Raw genomic sequence first — 22,725 nt, 5'->3', positions numbered from 1 at the left:
TTATGGAGCTTATTTTTTTAATTGGATTCCGGCACAGCAATGCCGATATAACGCGATAAATCCTGCACACCCAAATCAGTGCGAATGATCAGATAATGCGGAAAGCTGGCTGTGGTCAGTTCCTGAAACATATTGAGCTGATCATCATGTGCGTGAATTTCATCGACACTACGCGCCATGGTTGCTTCAAATACATCGGCAATATATTCAAAACCCAAATCCAGCGCCACAAACAGCGTATGCTCACAGGGCTGAATATACTGCTCTTGTGACCAGTCAATAATCGCCTGCTGGCAGCAAGGACAAATCACGTTGGCATCGGCATCGGGCTGTTGAATCAGTTGATAAGACATGTATTGATCATCTCATGGACTTTATCCTTAGTGTAAAGGATTTGTAGCCATAACTTAAGCTCGCCACGCATCACAAAGGCGAAAAGAGACGCTGCAAAAACCGCACAAATCAAATTGACAGCCCAGAACAATCATAATTTAATCTGCTTATCGTTGCATAAATGGAATAACTACACATGCTTTCGGACCTCGATGATTTTTACTGCTTTGCCCAGGTGGTTGAGCATGGCGGTTTTAGCGCCGCAGAACGTGCAACCGATATCCCCAAATCCAAACTGAGCCGCCGTGTGCACAATCTGGAAGAACGTTTGGGCGTGCGCCTGATTCAGCGCAATTCCCGCCATTTTGCCGTAACCGATATTGGCATGAACGTGTATCGACATGCACAGGTGATGGCCAATGCAGCACAGGCAGCGCATGATCTGGTTGATCATCTGAGTATTCAGCCGCGCGGCCTGATTAAAGTTAGCCTGCCGGTCTCCATTGCCCAGAATGAAATGTCCAGAATTCTGCCGGAATTTTTAAAGACCTATCCGGAAATTAAAGTCCAGCTTCTGGTCAGTAACCGCCGGGTTGATCTGATTAATGAAGGGATTGATCTGGCCTTGCGTGTACGCAGCAATCTGGATGATGATCCGAATCTGGTGATTCGTACCTTTGAAACCATTGAACAGCATCTCTTTGCCAGTCAGGCCTATTTAAACCAGCACGGCGACCTGAAACAGCCGGAAGATCTGGCCAAGCATCATATTCTCAGTATGGCTGATGATCATGTCGATCAGCATATTGTGGTCTATGATGAACATCAGCGGCAGAAGAAAATTAAAGTCAACCCGACCGTAATGGGTTCGGATCTGATGCTACAGGCACAACTGGCCCGTCAGGACTGTGGGATTGCCCTGCTCCCGGACAATATTGTGGAACCCTATATTCAGTCAGGCGAACTGGTACGCGTGTTACCAAACTGGCGTGCGCCGCACGGGGTTTTTCATGCCGTGTATCCATCCCGCCGTGGTCTGTTACCGGCGGTACGGGTGTTTATTGATTTTCTAGTGGAAAAACTGTCACAGCGTTAAAGCCAACCATCAAATTTCAGGCAAAAAAAAGCTTATCCAGGGATGGATAAGCTATAAAAACTAGAAACTACAGCAAGAATCTATAAATACATAATATGTACAAAAGACAGCATTAACAAATAGCTAATTTATATCACTTAATACTTTTAAAGTATAAATAAGCCGTTTTATAGCTAGATTTCCGGGTATTCTCCAGTACCTTCCGGCCACGGCGACAGCACTTCAAAGCCGGTTTCAGTCACGGCAATCATATGTTCCCACTGTGCAGAAAGTGATTTATCGGTGGTCACGACGGTCCAGCCATCATTGAGCTCTTTGACTCTGGAGCCGCCGGCATTAACCATCGGTTCAATCGTGAACACCATACCTGGCTTGAGTTGTAGCCCCTGACCCGGCTGGCCATAGTGCAGTACACTTGGCTGTTCATGATAAATTTTACCAATACCATGCCCGCAATATTCACGCACCACTTTATAGCCGGCCTGCTGCGCGACAGTTTGAATTGCATGACCAACATCGCCTAAAGTCGCACCCGGCTTCACCGCATGAATCCCTGCGACCATCGCCGCATAGGTGGTTTCGACCAGTCTTTTCGCTTCCGGCTTGATTGTCCCAACGTAATACATGCGACTGGTATCGCCGTAGTAGCCGTCTTTAATTACCGCCACATCAATATTGATAATATCGCCATCTTGAAGCACAACCGACGCAGATGGAATACCGTGACAAACCACTTCATTCGGTGAAATACAGGTGGTTTTGGTATAGCCGCAATAGCCAACATTGGCCGGAATCACCTGCAAGGTATTGACAATATAGTCGTGGCACAGGTCATCTAGATATTCAGTGGTCACGCCCGGCTTGATATGCTCCCCGATCATCGCCAAAACCTGAGCAGCCAAACGACCTGAAACACGTAATTTTTCTAAATCCTGCTCGGTTTTAATCGATACGGCAGACGCTCTCATGCTTAAAATCCCCTATGAAACATTTGCTTAGTATAGTCCTTTTCAGTGACTTTTGTTTGATCACAAGCGGTTCCATCTGCCACAAACCCACTACTGCTTAAATATTCAACAGTTAAAAACCTTTATATTTATTGACTGTTTTTTCAAATTTATCTTTTGATATTTAACAGTTTTCATCTTTTAAAAATTAAATCAACAATATAGTTTCACTAATTTTTGACAACCCGATCAATTTCCCAAGCCAAGATATAAAAATAATTCATAAGATTTATAAAATAAATTAGCCAAAGCAGTTGCCATGTTCTAGAATCGCTTTCTTTTGTTTAACCGATCTATCTCCCTTATGACGAGTTTACGTACACGGGATATTATTGCCTTAGGTTTAATGACCTTTGCACTATTTATCGGTGCCGGCAATATTATCTTTCCGCCTATTGTTGCACAGCAGGCAGGTGAACACGTTTGGTTAGCAGCTTTCGGCTTTTTAATTACAGCCGTGGGCTTGCCGGTGTTGACCATTATTGCCCTGTCTCGTGTAGAAGGTTCGATCCAGCTTTTAAGTTCGCCACTGGGCAAAGCAGCCAGCCTGATTTTGACCGTGGTGTGTTATTTAGCGGTAGGCCCTTTATTTGCCATTCCCCGTACCGCAACCGTTTCTTATGAAATTGGTTTCTCCTCTTATTTTGGTGCAGCCCCGAGCAGCTTGCTGATTTACAGTCTGATCTACTTTATTGTGGTGACCATTGTTGCGCTGTATCCCAACAAGATTCTGGATACGGTGGGTTATTTCCTGTCGCCCCTGAAAATTTTATCGTTAATTATTCTGGGTGTTGCAGCAACTTTCATTCCCGCGGGTCATATTCCGCCAGCCATTAATAACTATATCAACAGTCCAGTCTCGGAAGGTTTCGTCAATGGTTATTTAACCATGGATACCTTGGGTGCCTTGGTATTTGGTATTGTGATTATTAATGCCATGCGTTCGCGTGGGGTCAGCGATAAAAAGCTGATGATCAAATACGCCATGATTGCCGGACTGATCTCTGGTATCGGTTTAACCCTAGTGTATTTAAGCCTGTTCAAACTGGGCTTGGGCAGTCATGAAGTAGCACCGAATGCAACCAATGGCGCAGTGATCCTGCATGCCTATGTGCAACATGCTTTTGGTGACTTAGGTTCCCTGTTCTTAAGTGCCATGATTTTCATTGCCTGTATGGTAACCGCGATTGGCCTGACCTGTGCCTGTGCAGAATACTTCTCGCAAATTACCCGCATTAGGTATCGTACTTGGGTATTTGTCTTAGTCGGTTTCTCATTGGTGATTTCCAACCTCGGTCTGACCAAACTGATTGCACTCTCAGTGCCGGTATTGAGCGCGATTTATCCACCTGCGATTGTAGTGATCTTACTGGGCTTTTTCTGGAAAAACTTCCATTCTCCAGCGCGTGTAATTCGTCCGGTCACTGCAGTAGCCTTATTCTTTGGCGTGATTGATGGCTTAAAAGTAGCAGGGCTAGATGGCTTTTTACCAGAAGCTTTACTGAACTTACCGTTAAGCGCGCAAAACCTGGCCTGGCTGATTCCATCTGCCATTGTCCTGCTGATTTGTATTGTGATCGACAAGGTTAAACACTAAGCCTTAACCCGAGTCGTTAAAGTCTGGTTTTACCCAAACCCGATTTTAAATTGCTCAATAATGGTCAAGTTTTACCCAAACTGACTCTTATTGTGTCACTTTCTTTCAGTCTGGTTTAGCTCAATCTTGCTTAACTTCTAAGCCTATTGAAGTAAGCTCATCCACTTTCGCTTCTCCTCATTCTCTGAAACCCTTCAATTCAGCGCAATGCTGCTCTTTACCCTCTTTTTGCATACCTTCTACCAAAGCCTAATAGCTGCCCTATTGTTAAGCTGGCATAAATAATGCTACATCTTTACTCACTTCTTTACAGTGATGCCCTAATATTCCGTAAATAAATGAACTGAATTTGAGCATTTATTTATACACACTATGTTCTTTCAAAATATTGCGATAGGCGCTTGAAATACACTGCAATTCGCAGTACAACTAAACAAACTAATCCGATCAAAATAGTCTGTTTTTGATCAAAATACAGGAGGGATGGAGATGTTATCATTACATTTCAATAAGCAAGTCTTCATTAACGCTCTGAAGGCAAATAACAATTTAGTGACTTTCCTCAGCACCACCTTTGCGCTGCTGCTGACGCTGGTCTTTCAAGGATTGATTCAGGGTAACCTGAAACCGGCATACTTTATCTACGCACTAATCGTCTGTATCGCCTTCTATATTTGGGCTGTGGTCGATGAAAAATATCGACAGCCGGCTCCCATTGATCAGCACAACTCTTAATTTTAACCGACCCAGATGGATGAGCATTCATCCATCTGCTCAGAATCAGAAAAATAGCTTTTTATACTGCTTGGCCACACACCCTTAAGCCCATAAATATAATCCCGCACCCACCACCAGTAGCAAGGTGGCCAGTACCTCACCCAGTACCAGCAGCAACATCGCCAGACTCATTAAACTTTTTGGCAGATGCCATTTGCCCAACTGATGCGGAGTTTTAAACTGATTGGTGGTGTCCTTTAAATAACCATGCAGTGCATAACTCAAGATTGAAAAAGCAAAGAAAAACAGGTTAATTGCCACCAGTAGCAAATTCAGTTCGGTGGACCATACCGAAAAATAAGCCATGGCTGCCAGAATCAGACTGGCCGGCGCATAGAGCAAACTGCTACGATGCGCAATATCGACATAATAATGAGCACGCGCCTGTGGTGAATGCCGAATCTGCCAGTATTTCCATACCCCGGTCAGCATGCCCACCCATAAAAATATACCGCTGGCCAGAATCGCCCCTTTCACCGCAACATCAAGATCCATTGCATTCATTTCGTTTTGTCCTTATTTGAATTGCCTTACTGCATGACCCCGAAGTCAGAGATTGCAACTGCATTCACAGCAAACTCCTTTACATTAGAGTCATTCACTTTTTTTAATGTTCATCCTATGACTTCGTTTGACCCCGTCCATATTACCTGCGCAGATGGCTATCAGCTGAGTGGGCGCTTCTACACCCATCAGGCTAAAAAGCAGCCTTACCCTGTCCTAATTTGTCCCGCGACTGGCATCACGCAAGGGTTTTATCATCCTTTTGCCGAGTGGTTAAGCCAGCAAGGTTATGACGTGCTCAGTTTTGATTTTCGCGGTATTGGCGGCTCTTTACAAGGGAAATTAAAGCACTCACAAGCCAGTATTGTCGATTGGGGCCAACTGGACATTGCAGCCGGTATCGAGCATCTATTGCAACTGAGCCAGGCCGAACAGGTGATTTTATTGGGACATAGTGCTGGCGGCCAGCTGCTGGGTATTTGCCCCAACCATGCCAAGGTGGCCAAAGTTGTAGCGGTATCGGGTTCGACCGGCCATGTCAAAGGCCTTAAAGGACGCACCAAACTACTGGCGCCACTAATGTTTCAGGTCATTTTCCCGATCGCCCGCATTACCCATGGATATGGCCCAACCCAGGCCATTGGTATGGGCGAAAATTTACCGAAAAATGTGGCCCGGCAATGGGCAGAGTTTTGTGGCAAACCTGGTTATGTAATCAATGCCATTGGCAAAAGTGTATTTGAAGATTTTCATGCTGACATCCGTAGCCCGATGAGCGTACTCTGGAGTTCGGATGATGAGATTGCCACCGAAGCCAACGTCAAAGATTTACTGCGCCTCTATCCTAATGCTGCTACCCGAATGATTGAGCTAAAACCGCAGCAGTATGGCCACAAAGCAATTGGTCATATGCTGATGTTTAAACGCTCTCACCAGAACCTGTGGCCGGTGATTGCGGCCGAGTTACGTATCTAAAACTGCAACTCTCTTGAAAAAAGATGAGCTTTAAATAAACACCAGAACAGAAAAAGCCCCACATCAGTGAGGCTTTTTTGATTTACCAACTTTTGGCAATTAAGCGTAGGTAATCATCACGGTTTTAATGCGGTTACCTTCCAGCTCGGTGACTTCAAAGTGTACGCCCTGATAGTCCAGATGCGTACCGACTTGTACATCGCCCTGGGTTTTATCCAAGATTAAGCCGGCAACACTAATATAGCCTGCATCTTCTTCCACCAGATCCAGCATACCCAGTTCCAGCTCAAGCTGATAAACGTCCAGCATACCGGTCGCTTTCCAGGTGGTCTCGTTAACACGGATTAAATCTGGCTGTTCATCGGCATCCGGGAACTCACCGGCAATCGCTTCAAACACATCCAGCGGCGAAATCAGACCTTGCACATTACCAAACTCGTCACTCACCAATACCAATGAACCTTTTGAAGTACGCAAAGTATTGATCGCATCAATGACTTTCATTTTTTCAAAAATGTAAATTGGACGGTGACGTTTCACCAGCGCCTTAAAGGCTTCTTCATCATCCAGCACATCCAGTAGCTCTTTGGCACGAACAATACTGATAACTTTGTCGAGGCTACCACGACACACCGGGAATAAACTGTGCGGTACCGACAATACCTGCTCACGAATCTGTTCTGGTGTATCTTCAATGTTCACCCAGGAAATCTGGTTACGCGGCGTCATAATCGACGCAACCGAACGTTCTGCCAGCGTTAATACGCCGCCAATCATATAACGCTCTTCATGCGCAAAGGTTTCTTGTGCTTCACTTGAATGCATGTCCGTAGTTTCAATACGGCCGCCCATTAACTTCAGAATCGAATCTGCAGTACGGTGACGCAGCGGAATTTTCGCTTCATGTTTTGCCGCATTACGCTGCCCAAACTGGTTAAAGGCTTCAATGGCAATGGCTACACCAATACCTGAATAGATATAACCTTTCGGAATGTGGAAACCAAAACCTTCTGCAATCAGGCTGATACCAATCAACAGCAGGAAGCTTAAACACAAGATTACCACGGTTGGATGACGGTTAACAAAGGCTGTTAGCGGTTTAGACGCCAGTAACATGACCGCCATTGCTACAATCATGGCGGCCATCATCACATAGATGTTGTCGACCATACCAATTGCGGTAATAACAGAGTCTAAAGAGAATACGGCATCCAGGATTACGATCTGGGCAACCACTGCGGTGAAGCTGGCATAAACCACATTGGTGGTCACTTTAACTTCCGGCTTGCCTTCCATCTTCTCGTGCAATTCGGTCACGGCCTTATAGACCAAGAACAAACCACCGAACAGGAGAATCAAATCCCGCCCTGAGAATGTTAAATCAAATATCGAAATAAGCGGTTGAGTCAAGGTGACTAACCAAGAGATTGCGAATAATAACCCCAAACGCATGAGCAAAGCCAAAGACAAGCCAATCACACGGGCTTTATCACGCTGCTCAGGAGGTAATTTTTCTGCCAGAATGGCAATAAAGACTAGGTTATCAATACCTAGAACAATTTCTAAAATAATAAGTGTTATTAAACCAACCCAAATTCCCGGATCTAATAAAAACTCCATTAGTTCATCTCTCCGATAGGGTTAGCGTGTAATTCGAAATGTAGACCTGGGCCCGGCGACGGATCCATAAATTTAACCTTTTCAACTGTAGATAAAAATATTATGCATAATCTTCTATTTTTGTAATCATTTTTTCGGAATTTTTTTGGTAAATTCCTGTATTGGTTAAATTAAGCCAAGTTTTCTGCTTAAAAAAAGTACAAGTTTGTAATTAAATTTCAGGTTTTATTAAAAATTCCAAAGAGAGATAAATGACTGCAATCAGAGCAAAAATCGGGGTTAGATTTCAAAACTTAAATATAAATGTCTGATTTTTATTATTTTATTAAAAAATAAATTCCAAGATATTATTTTTCTATCTAAAAGACTCTAATTTCTAGTATTGAGATAAATGTAGCCCAGTTTTCAATTTGTTACTTTTACTTAAACGGTTTGAAAGTAAATCCTGAAGAAAGATAAGCAAGTCCCTAACCTCAATGCTTCACTCTTAACATCATCATGATCATTTTCATGCAAAAAATAACGAATAAAAATATATGACAATACAACAAATATACGTTTATCAAAGTACTGCGCGAGAGAGGTGTCACGCTCTATCAGTTGCTATTTCAAGCAGAAAAAAACAGCCAATTAAGATCAAGTGAAAATGGTTGTTTTTTTAGGAGACAAGACTTTGGGGTGTTTTAGGCAGAATGATTGCTGGATAAAACCTTCATCCTCATTACTCATCTAAACCACTTTAAAAATACGCATCTTTAAGATGAAATACTGAAGTTTACACAGAAGATTGTGACCATTTATCAGGACTAAAATAGGGATGATCTCTCCCTAACTATCCCAGTCTAAGCCAGCTGATCTCCCGATAAAACCGCTTTGACTGAGCCTTTTATTGACGAATACGATTAAAACGACTTGCTAAGCATATGACATTTCAAATAAAATGTGATGGGATTTCACACAAATACAATTAAAAATGCAAGGAATAACTAAATGACCAAGAAATATTCCAAATTTCTGCCTTCTACTGAAGACTTCAATATTGAGCAGTTTCCTTATTACTGGGTAACCCAAGTCCATGCTCAATATGTGTTAAATGTCGATCATGCACTCAAGAAATATGGTCTGGATAACTCACGCCGCCGCATTCTGATTGCGCTAAAAGCCAAACCGAATGCCAGCGTTTCCGACCTGTCAGACATGGTGGTATCAAAGATGTCGACCACCACCAAAATTGTCTATCGCCTGAAAGAAGAAGGCCTGGTGGAAACCTACTCCTGTGAAGATGATGCACGCATCACCCGGGTTATTTTGACCGATCAGGGCCATGCCATGACCGAAAAAATCAATGACCTGACCGGTGTGGTACTGGAACAGTCCTTTGAAGGTTTAACCCCGCTACAGATTGAAAAAATGATGGACAGTTTGCGTCATATTTTTAATAACTTATCGCGTTAATCATCCAGCATTCTGCACACTGCTTATGACAAAGAATCGAAAAAGTTCAGTTGGGGACTAACTTTTTCGATTTTTATTTTTGGCACATGCGAACATTCAAACTCTTCAACCGGAAAGCCTTCGACAAAACGCTGAATATCCGGCTGAGTTTGACCAAGCCATTCCTGCAAACGTGCATGTGGAATCACAATTACCGAACGTTTTACATTGCCCGGCTCATGAAAGTCTTTCATCATTGGATGGTCAATTGCATCCATGGTAATCATGGTGCAGGAACGAATAATCTCATCCTGAATTTTGCAAATTTCATATAAAGCCGCAATATAAAATGCCTGCCCATCTTTACGGCGCACGCCCCAGCGCTGCGGTTTATTGTCAATATATTTGGACTCATAAAACTCCGTTACCGGAATGACCCCAAACTTGCGTTTCAGCACCGCTTCCTGAAAGCTGGGTTTCTGTAACAGGGTTTCATTACGGGCATTATAGGTTTTATGGGCAATGCTCTTATCTTCCGCCCATTTGGGTACCAAACCAAACATCACCTTACGCCATTCCAGTCCCTGTTCAGATTTGAACAGCAACGGCAAGTGATAGCCCGGATAGACCTCATCTTCATATTCAAAAGGAATATCCGGGAGATTTAAATCCTGTCGCTGTTGTGGCGTAAGCGGTTTAAAGTTGGCACACATGGCAATATGGCTGCTCAGTTTAGACAGCTCTATTATACGCCTTCAGGCGGTTAAGTTGCGCCTACGCTTTAACTAGGTAGCGTTAACCAGTGGGTGCGACAAAACTCTTCTAAGACCCATTGACCATTAAAACGCCCCAGATCGGAATTTTTCTCGCCACCAAAAGGCGCATTCGGATAATCCGCCACGGTAATGGCATTGATATGCGTCATCCCAGCGTCAATTTTTAAGGCAAAGGCTTTGGCACGTTCAATATTGGCGCTACAGACCGCGCTCGATAAGCCAAAACGTGTGGCATTGGCCAGCATCAGTGCTTCAGCTTCATTTTGCGCTTTAATCACCGGCAGTACCGGCCCAAAACTTTCTTCTTGCGCCAGACTCGACGCCGGGTCAACATCAATAAAAATATGCGGTGGAATCACATGACCGCGCGTGGCACCTTGCAGTACCAGCGTCGCGCCAGCCTCTTGTCCTTGCTGGATAATATGCTGAATCTTCTGCACCTGATCGCGGTTAATAATTGGGCCAATCACTGTAGTATCTTCATTCGGATCACCAAAAGGAATGCTTTTACTGCGTTCAACCAGTTTACCGACAAAACTGTCATGCACTTTTGCATCAACAATAATGCGGTTGGTACTCATGCAAATCTGCCCCTGATGCAAAAAGCGCCCCATCACCGCCAGTTCTACCGCCAAGTCCAGATCGGCATCATCCAGCACCACCAAAGGTGCGTTTCCGCCCAGCTCCAGCGCCAGCCGTTTTAAATTCGGACTGCCCACTGCCAATTGCCCTACGCGCTTGCCCACTTCGGTGGAACCAGTAAAGGAAATCAGTTTCAGCACTTCATGTTCCACAAAATAATCACCAATTTCACTACCTGCACCTGCCAGCACACTAAGGCTGCCCACTGGTGCACCGGCTTCTTCAAACAGTTTCGCCAGCAGCAAGCCACCGGTAATTGGCGTATCACTGGCCGGTTTCAGTACCACAGTGTTGCCCAGTGCCAACGCCGCCGCCACCGAACGCATACTTAAATGAAAAGGAAAATTCCATGGGCTAATTACCGCCACCACGCCCAGTGGTTTACGTACCGCATAGCTTTGACGGGTCGAATCGGGAGATGGTAGTTCCTGAGTTAACATACGCTCCGGGAAAGTCGAGCTTTCTTTTAAAATGCCTATTGCAGCATCGACTTCAATATTGGCTTTTAAACGGGTACTGCCCGATTCCTGAATCAGCCAGTCGATAATTTCCTCCCGACGCGCCTGAATAATCTCAATCACACGCAGCAGCAGATTTTTTCGCGCTTCAGCTGAACTGTCTGCCCACTTTGCGGCATACTCAAAAGCCGCCGCATAGGCACTGTCAACATCGACAATACTGGCACCTTGTAATTTTAAAATGCTTTCTTGGGTATAAGGATTCAGATTGTCCAGGATTCGGGTTGAAGTGCCCTTGATCCATTCACCGGCAATAAACTGTTGATCAAGAAATTGATACGCGCCCATAACATCTTCCAGATTTTGATGATTTTCCTCACTCTAAAAGGTCTGCACAGAAAGTTCTAGTGCTATTCGGTGTGTAATTATTGCCATAAAAAAAGCCTTCCGAAGAAGGCTTTTTTAGATCAGGCAAATTCAGGATTAGTCACCTGTATAGCCTTTTAATTTTAAACGTGCTGCGTGCAATAGCGGCTCGGTATAACCTGCTGGCTGCTCGCCACCTTTGAAGATCAGGTCAGACGCTGCCTGGAATGCAACGTTGTTGGCAAAGTCTGCTGCCATTGGCGTGTACAGTGGATCGTTGGCATTTTGCTCATCCACAATTTTCGCCATACGTTGCATCACTTCTTCAACCTGTGCACGCGTGACGATACCGTGACGTAACCAGTTAGCAACGTGCTGAGAAGAAATACGTAAAGTTGCGCGGTCTTCCATAAGGCCAACATCGTTGATGTCTGGAACTTTCGAACAGCCCACACCCAGGTCAACCCAACGAACCACATAACCTAGGATACCCTGACAGTTATTTTCAAGCTCTTTCAGTTTCTCTTCGTCAGACCAGTTGGTGTCTGTTGCCAGTGGTGGCGTTAACAGGTCATCTAATGGCAGCGCTTCAGTCGCAAGCAGTTCCTGCTGACGGTTCGCAACATTAATTTGATGGTAGTGAATCGCGTGAACCACTGCACCTGTTGGTGATGGAACCCATGCACAGCTTGCGCCCGCTTCTGGATGTTCAGTCTTGGTTTTGTACATGTCTAGCAGCATGTCTGGTTTAGGCCACATGCCTTTACCAATCTGTGCTTTACCACGTAAACCGGTTTGCAGACCGACCATCACGTTACGGTTTTCGTACGCCGGGAACCATTTTTGACCTTTGATTTCGCCTTTACGAACGAATGGACCCGCTTCCATGAAGGTATGGATTTCGTCACCAGTACGATCCATGAAGCCTGTGTTAATGAAGATGGTACGGTCTTTCGCCTGTGCAATACAGTTCTTCAGGTTCACAGAAGTACGACGTTCTTCATCCATGATACCAATTTTTAAAGTCTTCGCAGGTAAGCCTAGCGCCTGTTCAGCACGTTCAAACAACTCAACTGCAAATGCCACTTCTTCTGGACCATGCATTTTTGGCTTCACGATGTACATTGAACCTTTACGCGAGTTCTTGATCGTGTTTTCACCGCGGATGTCAGCCACGGTAAGCAGAGGTGTTACCAATGCATCCATGATGCCTTCATAAATTTCTTCACCATCGACCAGAATCGCCGGGTTGGTCATCAAGTGACCTACGTTACGAAGCAGCATCAATGAACGGCCATGAACCTTGGTTTCACCGCCTTCAACATTTTTGAAGGTACGGTCAGCATTGAGTTTACGGGTAATGGTTTTACCATTTTTCTCAATCGACTCTTCCAGTGTACCTTTCATCAGGCCTAACCAGTTACGGTAGCCTTCTACTTTTTCTTCAGCATCAACCGCTGCAACAGAGTCTTCCAAGTCTTGGATTGTTGTTACTGCAGCTTCAAGAACTACGTCTTTAACACCAGCAGCATCAGTTTGGCCAATTGGGCTGTTGGCATCAATCTGGATGATGACATGCAGGCCGTTATTTTTCAGCACAACTTCAGTTGGTGCAGCCGCTTCGCCATTATAACCGACAAATTTAGCAGCATCTGCAACAGTCGTAGTTGAGCCATCTTTCAGGCTAACAACGAGTGCATTACCTTCAACCGCATATTTTGTTGCATCTGCGTGTGAACCTTGCGCCAACGGGAAAGTTTCATCCAGGAAGTTTTTCGCGAATGCGATAACTTTCTCACCACGTTTCGGGTTATAGCCTTTGCCTTTTTCTGCGCCATCTTCTTCAGAGATTACGTCAAAGCCGTATAGTGCGTCATATAGAGAACCCCAACGTGCATTGGCTGCGTTCAGGCAGTAACGCGCATTACGTACAGGGACAACTAACTGTGGGCCTGCCAGTAATGCAATTTCTTCATCTACATTTTCAGTCGTAATTTGAAAATCTTCTACTTCTGGTAATAAGTAGCCAATTTCAGACAAGAAGGCTTTGTAAGCTTCTAGTTCAAATGTGTTATTGCGATGCCATTCGTCAATCTTCGCTTGCAGATCATCACGTTTGGCAAGCAATGCCTTGTTCTTAGGCGTAAGGTCGACAACGACTTGCTCAAAGTTTTTCCAGTAGGTGTCACTGTCTAAACCAGAACCTGGTAATGCTTCATTTTCGATGAAATCGTAAAGTTCTTTAGCAATCGCTAACTTGCCTTTTTGAATACGTGCAGTCATTGTCTTTCCTGATATTGCTACTTTTTATACAAGAGATTCTAGTATACCGATTTATATTTGGCTGAATAGTATTATCACATTGCTAAATAGTGATCATTTTTTATTAAATAAATGTTGCTATTTAAAAATAAAATAATCTTAGGATGTGACATTATCATTAAGCGAAATATATAACCTACAGTGTATAAAGTTTTTGAAATGTCGGAATTAGACTTAAGTTCAGAATTGTAAAGAAAATTCGGCACTTCAGCCCTTCCGGGTTTTATTATTAGCCAAGATTAAGCCATGAATTGAACAAAATGTCGATAAAAGCAGCAAAGATTTTTTGCTACAAAAAAAGCGCCCGGTTGGACGCTTTTTAAATATGTCGAATTCAGTATTAAGATGCTTCAGTCGATGCACCCGCAGCTGAAATCTGACGATGCGCTGCATGTAAATAATCATCTGACTGCATTTCCAGCAAACGTGAACGCGTCCGTTCAATTTCAAAGGCCAGTTTTTCACCTTGGTAAAGTTCAATAATCGAATCTTCTGAAGTTAATAGCAGCTTTACGCCACGATCATAAAACTCATCGACCAGATAAATAAAACGGCGTGTACCATCGGCCAGATAATCGGTTAAATGCGGCACATTACTGACCAGCACGGTATTGTACAGGTTGGCAATTTCAATATAGTCAGCTGGGCTACGCGGTTTCAGGCACATTTCCGAGAATTCACACCACAACACATCTTCAGTATGCGCCACCGTTTCAATTAAACGGTTGTTGATGGTAATGGGCTCATCCGAATGGGTTTGGGTATGAGTCAGCGCATCAAAACGCTGCGCCATCCAGACATTATGGTCATGCGTCAGCGGTGATTTAAACAGTTGCGCCTGTTTTAACACGCGTAAACGGTAATCCACTCCTGCATCGACATTTAAAATGGCACAGTTCTTTTTCACCATTTCAATGGTTGGAATAAAGCGGTCACGGTGAATACCATTTTTATACAAGCCATCTGGCGCGATGTTTGAGGTGGCCACCAAAGTAATGCCGCGATTAAACAGCTTCTGGAACAGGTCGCTGAGAATCATGGCATCAGTCACGTTAGATACAAAGAATTCATCAAAACAGATAATTACCGCATCTTTATAAATCTGGTCAGCCACTGTATCGAGGGGGTTACGCTGCCCTGACAGTTTGTTCAGTTCACGATGCACATGCTGCATAAAGTGATGGAAGTGCATACGGATTTTGCGGCGAAACGGAATTGATTCATAGAACTGGTCCATCAGCCAGGTTTTACCGCGTCCAACCCCACCCCACATATACACACCGCGCGGAGATGTCTGACGACGAAAACGGCGAAAGGCCTTTTTCGAGGCTTTATAACGCTGAATTAACTCTTGCCACACCCGATCCAGCTCGTGTACCGCTTCGGCCTGTGCTTCATCTGGCATGAACTGCCCCGACGCCAACGCCTGTGCATAGCGTTCTGCCGGAGACAATGGAGTATATGCTGTGTTGTGGGATGAGTTGAAGTCAGACATATTATTCAGTACTTTTGGGGTTAATAAATGATAACGAAGATAACCGCCGCACAATATACCACTTTGGGTTTAAAATGCTTAGGCTATTTCCTATACTGGCGCGGACTTTGTCCAAACCAGCGTTTAAAGGCATGATTAAAGGCCGCAGGTTCTGAATAACCCAGTAACTCTGCAATCATTTCAATTGAATAAGCTTGATATTCAATTAATCTCAATGCCTTGTCTTTAATTAAATCTTCACGAATCTGTTTATAACTGGTGTTCAGCTGCTGTAACTGATGACGCAAGGTGCGCTCTGGAATCTGTAAGGCCTGCGCGGTTTCGGCCATGGTCGGCATCACGCCCTGCTGCAATTCCAGATAATCTTTGACCCGCTGCACCAAGGTCGGTGCCTGATCATCCAGTTTTAAGCGCTGCAGCTCTTCAATACACTTTTCTTCAAAGGTCTTAAAGGTAATTGAATCGGCGGATGGAATTTTCACTTCCAGCACCGACTGCTCGAACCAGAACGCTGCATGGTCATGGCCAAAACACAAGTCATGACCATAATAGTCATGATAAGCCACCAGGGCCTGTGCCTGATCTGGACGTGCAAATGGCAGTTCAATACGGATTTGCGGCACATTCAGGCTCATCATCTTGTAAAGATCCTGAATAAACTTGAAAGTCCCGGAAATTTCACATTGCGCCCGCAGCATACCCAAATCGCTATCCAGATCATTCGGCAGATATTGCAGCGCCACCCGATCTGCTTCATGTTTCAGCTTTAGCTGCCCGGTCAGATGAGTCAGCCCCTGATACTGAATGCCTTTTTCAATCGCGGTCGCAATAGTGTCAGAGGTCACCAGTAACATCAGCAAGGGACCATAACCGGCCAGTGCATAATGCTGGCCAATAAAAATACCCTGCTCAGGTCGCACCCCGGCGCCAATAATCTTCAGAATATCCAGTTCCAGTCGCGGATGAATCACCGAACTGGCATCCAGTGCATCTGCATGCAGTCCGATACTTTGCAAACGCTCATCCACATCAATTCCGGCATTTCGCATACCTTGAATTAAGTACATGAGACCGAGAATGGATCGTTTCATAGGGGCGCTTGAGTCACGTCTGTGTATCTGTTTTACTATATCATTCACTATTTTTAAATTGCCGAAAATATCAATTTTTTTGTCAGTGCTATCATGGCATCTGCACTGACCCGCTTATATGCTAATCATAGAAATAAAAAGAAAAGGATATACAACTATGCATGACGCATTGTCAAATCATGATTTTTCTACAAATCATGCTGTTCAAAAAACTAAAATTGCCATTATTGGTGCCGGTTTTGGTGGCCTGGCGATGGCTATTCGCCTGCTGCAGCAACAGATCACCGATTTTATGATTCTGGAAAAAGCCAATGAGGTTGGTGGCACCTGGCGGGAAAACCAGTATCCGGGTGCGGCCTGTGATGTGCAATCGCATATGTATTCCTTGTCATTTGCGCCCAAAACCGACTGGTCGAAACGCTATGCCGAAGCGCCAGAGATTTTTGCCTATATTCAGGGCCTGACCGATCAGTTCCAGCTCAGAGATTATTGCCAGTTTCAGACTGAAGTCCTGTCTGCGCATTATCAGGAACAGGACTGCGAATGGCATTTACAGCTCAATCAGCAGCGCAAGCTAATTGCCCAATACGTGGTATTTGCCTCCGGACCCTTGCATGTGCCACAAATTCCGCATATTCCGGGGATCGAAAAATTTAAAGGCAAGGTCTTTCATTCATCGCAGTGGGATCATCAATACGACTTAAACGGTAAAAATGTCGCCTCAATTGGTACTGGCGGCAGTGCCATTCAATATATTCCGGAAATTGCCCCGCAAACCAGACAGCTGTATGTGTTTCAGCGTACCGCCGCCTGGGTGATTCCACGCGATGAGCGACTCTATAGCCAGCTTGAAAAAAAGCTGTTTAAAAAGTTTGACTGGTTTAGAAAACTGCACCGTGCCCGCCTGTACTGGTCCAATGAATCTCGCGTGGTGCCGATTGTAAAACCGGGGGTAATGAAATATACCCAGAAACTGGCCGAAGCCTTTTTAAAATATCAGGTCAAGGACAAACGCATCGCCGCCAAGCTGATTCCTGACTATATTATGGGTTGTAAACGTATTCTGGTCTCCAATAAATATTATCCGACCTTTAATCGCACCAATGTCGAACTGGTGACTGATGCCATTCAGGAGCTGACTGAACACAGCATCATCACCAAAGATGGCAAAGAACGCCCAATTGATTGTCTGATTTATGGCACCGGTTTTATTACCGATCCGCGCATTTATCTGAAATCGTTTGATTGTGTCGGTGAACATGGCGTGGAGCTGAAACAGGCCTGGAAAGATGGCGCCGAAAGTTATTATGGCATTTGCACCAAAGGCTTTCCCAACCTGTTCCAGCTGCTAGGCCCCAATACCGTGCTGGCGCATAATTCCGTAGTGTTTATGATTGAGGCACAGGTTGACTATATTTTGCAGATGATCAAGCTGGTCGAACGTACCCAGACCGATGCCATAGTCATTAAAGATCAGGTTCATGATGACTATAACCGTTATGTTCAGGAGATGCTGGCCGGGACCATCTGGCAATCCGGTTGTGTCAGCTGGTATCAGCAAGATGGTGGTAAAAACTTTGCCCTCTGGCCGACCTATACCTGGAAATACTGGTTAAAAACCCAGAAAGTGAATCCGGCTGATTATCGCTTACTGAATAAACGTGCAAAACAACAGCTGGCCAGCTAATTCAGGCATAATAAGCAGGAATTGATTTTAGGCGAGTATAGATGCAATCCTTTTGGCTTATTTTCCAGCTACTATTTTGTCTCTATCTCGGCTATGCCTTTGCAGCCCGGTTTCCCCGCTGGCTGCAACAGCTTATGCTGAAACTGTTACCTTATTTCAGCTATATTCTACTGATCGCCATTTCACTTGAATTTACCCAGACTTTAAACCAAATCCCTCAACCGGAACGTATTTTAACCAGCGCAATGCTGATTTCATTTAGCACCAGTCTCGGCGCTTTCGCCTGCTGTTATGGCCTGTTTAAATGGGCCGGTTTTCAGCCCAGCCAAGGACGCGTATCCTTCAGTCTGGTACTACAATCCTTACTCAATATCAGTTATGCCTTCATTGCTTTAGCCGCTGGTTATCTGCTTTATCTGGGCAGTGAATATTGGCAGCTCAATTTACATATTAGTACCTGGCATTTATTACTGGTCTTTATGCTAATGATTGGTTTTGATCTCGCACGTGCGCCACTTGACCACTCCTGGTTAAACTGGAACATCCTGCTGGTGCCAGTGGGCTGTATTGTTGGCTCGATTTTAGGGGCGCTGTTCTGCTTATTCTGGCTATCACACATTTCCCTAAAAGATCTGATCATGCTGTCGCAAGGCTATGGCTTTTATTCCATGAGCGGGATTGTAATTAGTGAACTGCGTACAGCTGAACTGGGCAGTATTGCCCTGATGAATGATTTATTCCGCGAAATCTTTGCGATTGTGCTGATGTATCTGATGGGTTGGCGTTATTCGCGTGCGGCCATTTCTTCTGCCGGCGCTACAGCGATGGATGTGACCTTACCAATGGTGAAACAGGCCTGTGGCAATGACTTTATTCCTCATGCCATGGTCAGTGGTTTTGTGTTGTCAGTATTGGCACCTATCGTGGTCAGTATTCTGGCAGTGATTTAGATTTAACCTCTTCCAACCTCCCTTTACAAAGGGAGGAGTCCCCCTTTGGAAAAGGGGGGTTTAGGGAGATTACAACGTCGCTAGAATATCTTTAAGCATTTGACGAGGATGTTCCGCCTTGGTAATTGGGCGACCAATCACCAGATGTGTTGAACCATCCATCATCGCCTGTTTAGGCGTGACGATACGCTTCTGGTCATCTGCAGCTGAACCTTCAGGGCGAATCCCCGGCGTTACCAGAGCAAATTCCTGACCCAAGCTTTCACGTAGCATCTTGGCTTCTTGCGCTGAACAAACCACACCATCTAAACCACTGTCTTTGGTTAAGGCGGCTAAACGCTTCACCTGTTCAAATGGCTCAATATCTAAACCGATATCACGTAAATCTTCACGACCCATTGAGGTCAAAACAGTCACCGCAATAAGCTGGGTATTGTAATTCCCTGCTTTTAAGCGCTCTACACAGGTTTCCATCATTTTTCGGCCGCCAGAGGCATGCACATTCACCATCCACACCCCTAAGTCTGCTGCCGCACATACCGCCTGAGCCGTGGTATTAGGAATATCGTGGAATTTCAAATCCAGAAAAACTTCAAAGCCTTTATCTTGCAGTGCTTTGACCACTGCTGGCCCTTCATGGGTAAACAGCTCTTTACCGACCTTGACCCGACATAAGGCTGGGTCTAGCTGCTCGGCAATTGTCATTGCGTCGTAATGACTTTTTGCATCTAAAGCAACGATAATACTCATGAGAAGACCCTTAAAACTGACAAAATTAAAGCATTATACGAATTTCAAATCTGGCAACCAAGTGAATTTTATTGAATATAAGCAAAGCAGTTAAATTAAACTGCTTCTTTATAAAACCTTATGGATTAAACTAAGCGTTTCAAAACATGGCTGCATAAAAAAACGCTTAGGAGATCAGCTCTTAAGCGTTAAATATTTCAAGTTGCAGACCTCAAAAAAGCCATTCAACTTTATTCAAGCGTCCACTATAAAGGTGTAGATGAACGATCATTCGGATGAATATCGACTACCGTTTTTTCATGGCGCGTATTTGCAGCTGCCTCAGCCGCTGCCAACTGTGCCGTATGAATTTGCTCTTTGCGCAGATGGTCAATATCTTTACGCAGTCGCTTGATTTCCCAGCTGGTCTGGAATACGCGGAAAATCTGCACACCCAGTAAAAGTCCAACAACAACACCCAATGCCAGGGTCAGTAATAACAACAACCCCAAACGCATGGCTGGAACTTGAGTGAACAAAAGGTCAACCGACAGCTCGGTCCCGTTTTGTAAAACCAGAGCCAATGAATAGCCAAACAGTACAATCAATAATGCGACTAAGACGTAACGCATAAACACACCTCAGGATATAAATTAATTATTTCTCTGCAGATGCGTTCACTGCATCGCGCAATGCTTTACCTGGTTTGAAATGAGGTACCGCTTTTGCCGCCACTTTAACTGACTTGCCCGTTTTCGGGTTACGACCTACACGTGGCTCACGATGATGTAATGCAAAGCTACCAAATCCACGAATTTCAATTCGGTTATCTGCAGACAGTGATTCAATCATTTGATCAATCATAATCTTAACAGCTTCTTCAACTAAAGGTTCCGCTAAATGTGGATTTTTTAGGGAAATTCGCTCTATTAAGTCAGACTTATTAAGTGCTTCAGTAGTCATCTGCGACCTCTTTAATTATCAAGCTACTTTAACTCAAAACCGATAATAACCTGTTTAAATACAAAACGGTAGCGCAATAAGTTAATACTACGCTACCGTTTACAGTATTTGTGTAAAAAGTAAGAGTTAAATTACATTAATCATACTTTTCCACAGCCACTTAGTGGTTCATCTGAGCTTTGATCAGATCACCAATAGTCTTAGGACCATTGTCTTGAGAAGCTGTTGCTTGACGTAAGTTAGCTACTGCTTCTTTCTCTTCAGCTTCGTCTTTCGCTTTGATAGACAAGTTGATAGAGCGAGACTTACGGTCAACGTTGATGATTTTCGCTTCAACTTCTTGACCAACTTCTAAGAACTTAGTTGCATCTTCAACGCGGTCGCGGTTGATTTCAGATGCTTTCAGAGTTGCTTCAACTTCGTCAGCCAACTTAACAGTCGCGCCTTTCGCGTCAACAGCAGTTACAGTACCTTTAACCAGCGCACCGCGTTCGTTAGCAGCTAAGAAATCGTTGAATGGATCGCTGTTCAATTGCTTGATACCAAGGCTGATACGGTTGCCTTCAGCGTCTACAGACAGGATAACCGCTTCAACAGTGTCACCTTTCTTGTAACGACGAATCGCTTCTTCGCCTTGTTCGTTCCAAGAGATGTCAGACAAGTGAACTAGACCATCGATACCGCCTGGTAAACCGATGAAGATACCGAAGTCAGTGATTGACTTGATTGTACCTGAAACTTTTTCACCTTTGTCGTGGTTCTTAGCAAACTCTTCCCATGGGTTAGCACGAGTTTGTTTGATACCAAGAGAAATACGACGACGCTCTTCATCAACTTCAAGAACCATAACGTCAACTTCGTCACCGATCTGAACAACTTTAGATGGGTGGATGTTTTTGTTTGTGTGGTCCATTTCTGAAACGTGTACTAAGCCTTCAACGCCTTCAGCGATTTCAGCGAAGCAACCGTAGTCAGTTAAGTTAGTTACGCGGGCTTTAACGATAGAACCTTTAGGATAACGGCTCATGATCGCTAACCATGGATCTTCGCCTAATTGTTTCAGGCCTAAAGATACGCGGTTACGTTCTTTGTCAAACTTAAGTACTTTAACAGTAACTTCTTGACCAACTTCAACAACTTCTGATGGGTGCTTGATACGTTTCCAAGCCATGTCAGTGATGTGAAGAAGACCATCGATACCACCAAGGTCAACGAAGGCGCCGTAATCAGTAAGGTTCTTGATCGTACCTGTAACTGTTTGACCTTCTTCAAGCTGAGCAAGAAGCGCTTCACGGTCAGCTGAAGATTCAGCTTCCATAACAGCACGACGAGAAACAACAACGTTGTTACGTTTAGCATCAAGCTTGATAACTTTGAATTCTAACTCTTTACCTTCAAGGTGAGTGGTGTCACGGATAGGACGAGTGTCTACCAAAGAACCTGGTAAGAACGCACGAACTGGACCGATGTCAACAGTGAAACCGCCTTTAACTTTACCAGAGATAACACCAGTAACGATTTCGCCGTCTTCAAAGATTTTTTCAAGTTTAGTCCAAGTTTCAGCACGTTTCGCTTTTTCACGTGATAAAACTGTTTGACCCATACCGTTGTCGAGAGCTTCAACAACAACATCAACAGTATCACCAACTTGAACTTCAAGTTCACGTTGTTCATTTAAGAATTCAGCACGGTCAACAATACCTTCAGATTTAAGGCCAGTGTCAACTGTTACCCAATCAGAGTCGATGCTTACTACAACGCCTTGGATGACAGCACCCTTTTCAACGTTGAGGTTTAATTCGCTTTCTTCAAAGAGGGCTGCAAAAGATTCGGTCATGATATTTCCGATAAAGTCAGCGGTCTTGGATCAGACAAGGCCGGTTCAGTTAAGCGTTTACATAGT

The 22,725-nt window shown here is 44.4% G+C and carries 20 protein-coding genes; 7 read left to right on the top strand and 13 right to left on the bottom strand.

What is annotated here, in order from left to right:
* Positions 1-17: 17 nt before the first annotated feature.
* Positions 18-353 (bottom strand): hypothetical protein, encoded by a 336-nt coding sequence (locus P253_RS03505; protein WP_005177579.1) that lies wholly within the window; start codon positions 351-353, stop codon positions 18-20.
* A gap of 176 nt (positions 354-529) precedes the next feature.
* Here P253_RS03505 and P253_RS03500 point away from each other — a divergent pair, with 176 nt between their 5' ends.
* Complete coding sequence (locus tag P253_RS03500; RefSeq protein WP_016658206.1) at positions 530-1,429, top strand: LysR family transcriptional regulator; 900 nt, start codon at positions 530-532, stop codon at positions 1,427-1,429.
* 173 nt (positions 1,430-1,602) lie between these two features.
* On the opposite strand, the gene map is transcribed toward P253_RS03500, so the two are convergent.
* Positions 1,603-2,397 (bottom strand): type I methionyl aminopeptidase, encoded by a 795-nt coding sequence (gene map, locus P253_RS03495; RefSeq protein WP_016658207.1) that lies wholly within the window; start codon positions 2,395-2,397, stop codon positions 1,603-1,605.
* A gap of 343 nt (positions 2,398-2,740) precedes the next feature.
* Between map and brnQ the strand changes: the two genes are divergently transcribed.
* The gene (gene brnQ, locus P253_RS03490) at positions 2,741-4,033 is read left to right on the top strand and encodes a branched-chain amino acid transport system II carrier protein (RefSeq protein ID WP_016658208.1); all 1,293 of its coding nucleotides are present in this window, start codon (positions 2,741-2,743) and stop codon (positions 4,031-4,033) included.
* A gap of 489 nt (positions 4,034-4,522) precedes the next feature.
* Complete coding sequence (locus P253_RS03485) at positions 4,523-4,768, top strand: hypothetical protein (RefSeq protein WP_016658209.1); 246 nt, start codon at positions 4,523-4,525, stop codon at positions 4,766-4,768.
* 84 nt (positions 4,769-4,852) lie between these two features.
* Here P253_RS03485 and P253_RS03480 read toward each other — a convergent pair whose 3' ends face one another.
* The gene (locus P253_RS03480) at positions 4,853-5,314 is read right to left on the bottom strand and encodes a hypothetical protein (protein ID WP_005177567.1); all 462 of its coding nucleotides are present in this window, start codon (positions 5,312-5,314) and stop codon (positions 4,853-4,855) included.
* Between the two features lie 117 nt (positions 5,315-5,431).
* Between P253_RS03480 and P253_RS03475 the strand changes: the two genes are divergently transcribed.
* Positions 5,432-6,289, top strand: coding sequence for an alpha/beta hydrolase family protein (locus tag P253_RS03475; protein ID WP_035363003.1), 858 nt, complete (start codon positions 5,432-5,434; stop codon positions 6,287-6,289).
* Between the two features lie 99 nt (positions 6,290-6,388).
* On the opposite strand, the gene P253_RS03470 is transcribed toward P253_RS03475, so the two are convergent.
* Entirely contained in the window at positions 6,389-7,909 is a 1,521-nt protein-coding gene (locus P253_RS03470; RefSeq protein WP_005177562.1) for a TerC family protein, read from the bottom strand.
* A gap of 990 nt (positions 7,910-8,899) precedes the next feature.
* On the opposite strand from P253_RS03470, the gene P253_RS03465 reads away from it, so the two are divergent.
* A complete protein-coding gene (locus P253_RS03465; RefSeq protein ID WP_005177561.1) occupies positions 8,900-9,364 on the top strand; it encodes a MarR family winged helix-turn-helix transcriptional regulator in 465 nt (154 codons plus the stop codon).
* Between the two features lie 23 nt (positions 9,365-9,387).
* Here P253_RS03465 and P253_RS03460 read toward each other — a convergent pair whose 3' ends face one another.
* The 5 genes from P253_RS03460 to P253_RS03440 all read right to left on the bottom strand — a co-directional run bounded on the left by P253_RS03460 (position 9,388) and on the right by P253_RS03440 (position 16,493).
* Positions 9,388-10,056 carry an SOS response-associated peptidase gene (locus P253_RS03460; RefSeq protein WP_005177558.1) on the bottom strand — a complete coding sequence of 223 codons (669 nt, stop codon included), beginning with the start codon at positions 10,054-10,056 and terminating at the stop codon, positions 9,388-9,390.
* A 68-nt stretch (positions 10,057-10,124) separates the two neighbouring features.
* Positions 10,125-11,567 carry an aldehyde dehydrogenase family protein gene (locus P253_RS03455; protein ID WP_016658211.1) on the bottom strand — a complete coding sequence of 481 codons (1,443 nt, stop codon included), beginning with the start codon at positions 11,565-11,567 and terminating at the stop codon, positions 10,125-10,127.
* Positions 11,568-11,702: 135 nt separating this feature from the next.
* Positions 11,703-13,868, bottom strand: a complete 2,166-nt coding sequence (locus P253_RS03450; protein ID WP_005177554.1) for a malate synthase G — start codon at positions 13,866-13,868, stop codon at positions 11,703-11,705.
* 379 nt (positions 13,869-14,247) lie between these two features.
* A complete protein-coding gene (zapE, locus tag P253_RS03445) occupies positions 14,248-15,402 on the bottom strand; it encodes a cell division protein ZapE (RefSeq protein WP_005177549.1) in 1,155 nt (384 codons plus the stop codon).
* An 83-nt stretch (positions 15,403-15,485) separates the two neighbouring features.
* A complete protein-coding gene (locus P253_RS03440) occupies positions 15,486-16,493 on the bottom strand; it encodes an AraC family transcriptional regulator (RefSeq protein WP_016658212.1) in 1,008 nt (335 codons plus the stop codon).
* 157 nt (positions 16,494-16,650) lie between these two features.
* Here P253_RS03440 and P253_RS03435 point away from each other — a divergent pair, with 157 nt between their 5' ends.
* Positions 16,651-18,180 carry a flavin-containing monooxygenase gene (locus P253_RS03435; protein ID WP_016658213.1) on the top strand — a complete coding sequence of 510 codons (1,530 nt, stop codon included), beginning with the start codon at positions 16,651-16,653 and terminating at the stop codon, positions 18,178-18,180.
* A gap of 41 nt (positions 18,181-18,221) precedes the next feature.
* Entirely contained in the window at positions 18,222-19,130 is a 909-nt protein-coding gene (locus tag P253_RS03430) for a LysO family transporter (protein WP_016658214.1), read from the top strand.
* Between the two features lie 69 nt (positions 19,131-19,199).
* Here the strand turns inward: P253_RS03430 and pyrF are convergent, their stop codons facing one another.
* From pyrF to rpsA, 4 genes are all read right to left on the bottom strand, one after another.
* Entirely contained in the window at positions 19,200-19,880 is a 681-nt protein-coding gene (gene pyrF / locus P253_RS03425) for an orotidine-5'-phosphate decarboxylase (RefSeq protein WP_005177537.1), read from the bottom strand.
* 245 nt (positions 19,881-20,125) lie between these two features.
* Positions 20,126-20,491, bottom strand: a complete 366-nt coding sequence (locus P253_RS03420) for a lipopolysaccharide assembly protein LapA domain-containing protein (RefSeq protein WP_005177535.1) — start codon at positions 20,489-20,491, stop codon at positions 20,126-20,128.
* A gap of 25 nt (positions 20,492-20,516) precedes the next feature.
* The gene (locus tag P253_RS03415) at positions 20,517-20,822 is read right to left on the bottom strand and encodes an integration host factor subunit beta (protein ID WP_005177533.1); all 306 of its coding nucleotides are present in this window, start codon (positions 20,820-20,822) and stop codon (positions 20,517-20,519) included.
* A gap of 160 nt (positions 20,823-20,982) precedes the next feature.
* Complete coding sequence (gene rpsA, locus P253_RS03410; protein ID WP_005177527.1) at positions 20,983-22,659, bottom strand: 30S ribosomal protein S1; 1,677 nt, start codon at positions 22,657-22,659, stop codon at positions 20,983-20,985.
* Between the last annotated feature and the right edge of the window lie 66 nt (positions 22,660-22,725).

The organism is Acinetobacter indicus CIP 110367 (assembly GCF_000488255.1).
Lineage (GTDB): Bacteria > Pseudomonadota > Gammaproteobacteria > Pseudomonadales > Moraxellaceae > Acinetobacter > Acinetobacter indicus.
Note: the sequence above shows the minus strand (reverse complement) of the source record. Positions and strands in the feature narration are given on the sequence as shown.

Coding starts and splice junctions, on each gene's coding strand:
- P253_RS03505 (WP_005177579.1), bottom strand. CDS start 353: ATGTCTTATCAACTGATTCAACAGCCCGATGCCGATGCCAACGTGATT.
- P253_RS03500 (WP_016658206.1), top strand. CDS start 530: ATGCTTTCGGACCTCGATGATTTTTACTGCTTTGCCCAGGTGGTTGAG.
- map (WP_016658207.1), bottom strand. CDS start 2,397: ATGAGAGCGTCTGCCGTATCGATTAAAACCGAGCAGGATTTAGAAAAA.
- brnQ (WP_016658208.1), top strand. CDS start 2,741: ATGACGAGTTTACGTACACGGGATATTATTGCCTTAGGTTTAATGACC.
- P253_RS03485 (WP_016658209.1), top strand. CDS start 4,523: ATGTTATCATTACATTTCAATAAGCAAGTCTTCATTAACGCTCTGAAG.
- P253_RS03480 (WP_005177567.1), bottom strand. CDS start 5,314: ATGAATGCAATGGATCTTGATGTTGCGGTGAAAGGGGCGATTCTGGCC.
- P253_RS03475 (WP_035363003.1), top strand. CDS start 5,432: ATGACTTCGTTTGACCCCGTCCATATTACCTGCGCAGATGGCTATCAG.
- P253_RS03470 (WP_005177562.1), bottom strand. CDS start 7,909: ATGGAGTTTTTATTAGATCCGGGAATTTGGGTTGGTTTAATAACACTT.
- P253_RS03465 (WP_005177561.1), top strand. CDS start 8,900: ATGACCAAGAAATATTCCAAATTTCTGCCTTCTACTGAAGACTTCAAT.
- P253_RS03460 (WP_005177558.1), bottom strand. CDS start 10,056: ATGTGTGCCAACTTTAAACCGCTTACGCCACAACAGCGACAGGATTTA.
- P253_RS03455 (WP_016658211.1), bottom strand. CDS start 11,567: ATGGGCGCGTATCAATTTCTTGATCAACAGTTTATTGCCGGTGAATGG.
- P253_RS03450 (WP_005177554.1), bottom strand. CDS start 13,868: ATGACTGCACGTATTCAAAAAGGCAAGTTAGCGATTGCTAAAGAACTT.
- zapE (WP_005177549.1), bottom strand. CDS start 15,402: ATGTCTGACTTCAACTCATCCCACAACACAGCATATACTCCATTGTCT.
- P253_RS03440 (WP_016658212.1), bottom strand. CDS start 16,493: ATGAAACGATCCATTCTCGGTCTCATGTACTTAATTCAAGGTATGCGA.
- P253_RS03435 (WP_016658213.1), top strand. CDS start 16,651: ATGCATGACGCATTGTCAAATCATGATTTTTCTACAAATCATGCTGTT.
- P253_RS03430 (WP_016658214.1), top strand. CDS start 18,222: ATGCAATCCTTTTGGCTTATTTTCCAGCTACTATTTTGTCTCTATCTC.
- pyrF (WP_005177537.1), bottom strand. CDS start 19,880: ATGAGTATTATCGTTGCTTTAGATGCAAAAAGTCATTACGACGCAATG.
- P253_RS03420 (WP_005177535.1), bottom strand. CDS start 20,491: ATGCGTTACGTCTTAGTCGCATTATTGATTGTACTGTTTGGCTATTCA.
- P253_RS03415 (WP_005177533.1), bottom strand. CDS start 20,822: ATGACTACTGAAGCACTTAATAAGTCTGACTTAATAGAGCGAATTTCC.
- rpsA (WP_005177527.1), bottom strand. CDS start 22,659: ATGACCGAATCTTTTGCAGCCCTCTTTGAAGAAAGCGAATTAAACCTC.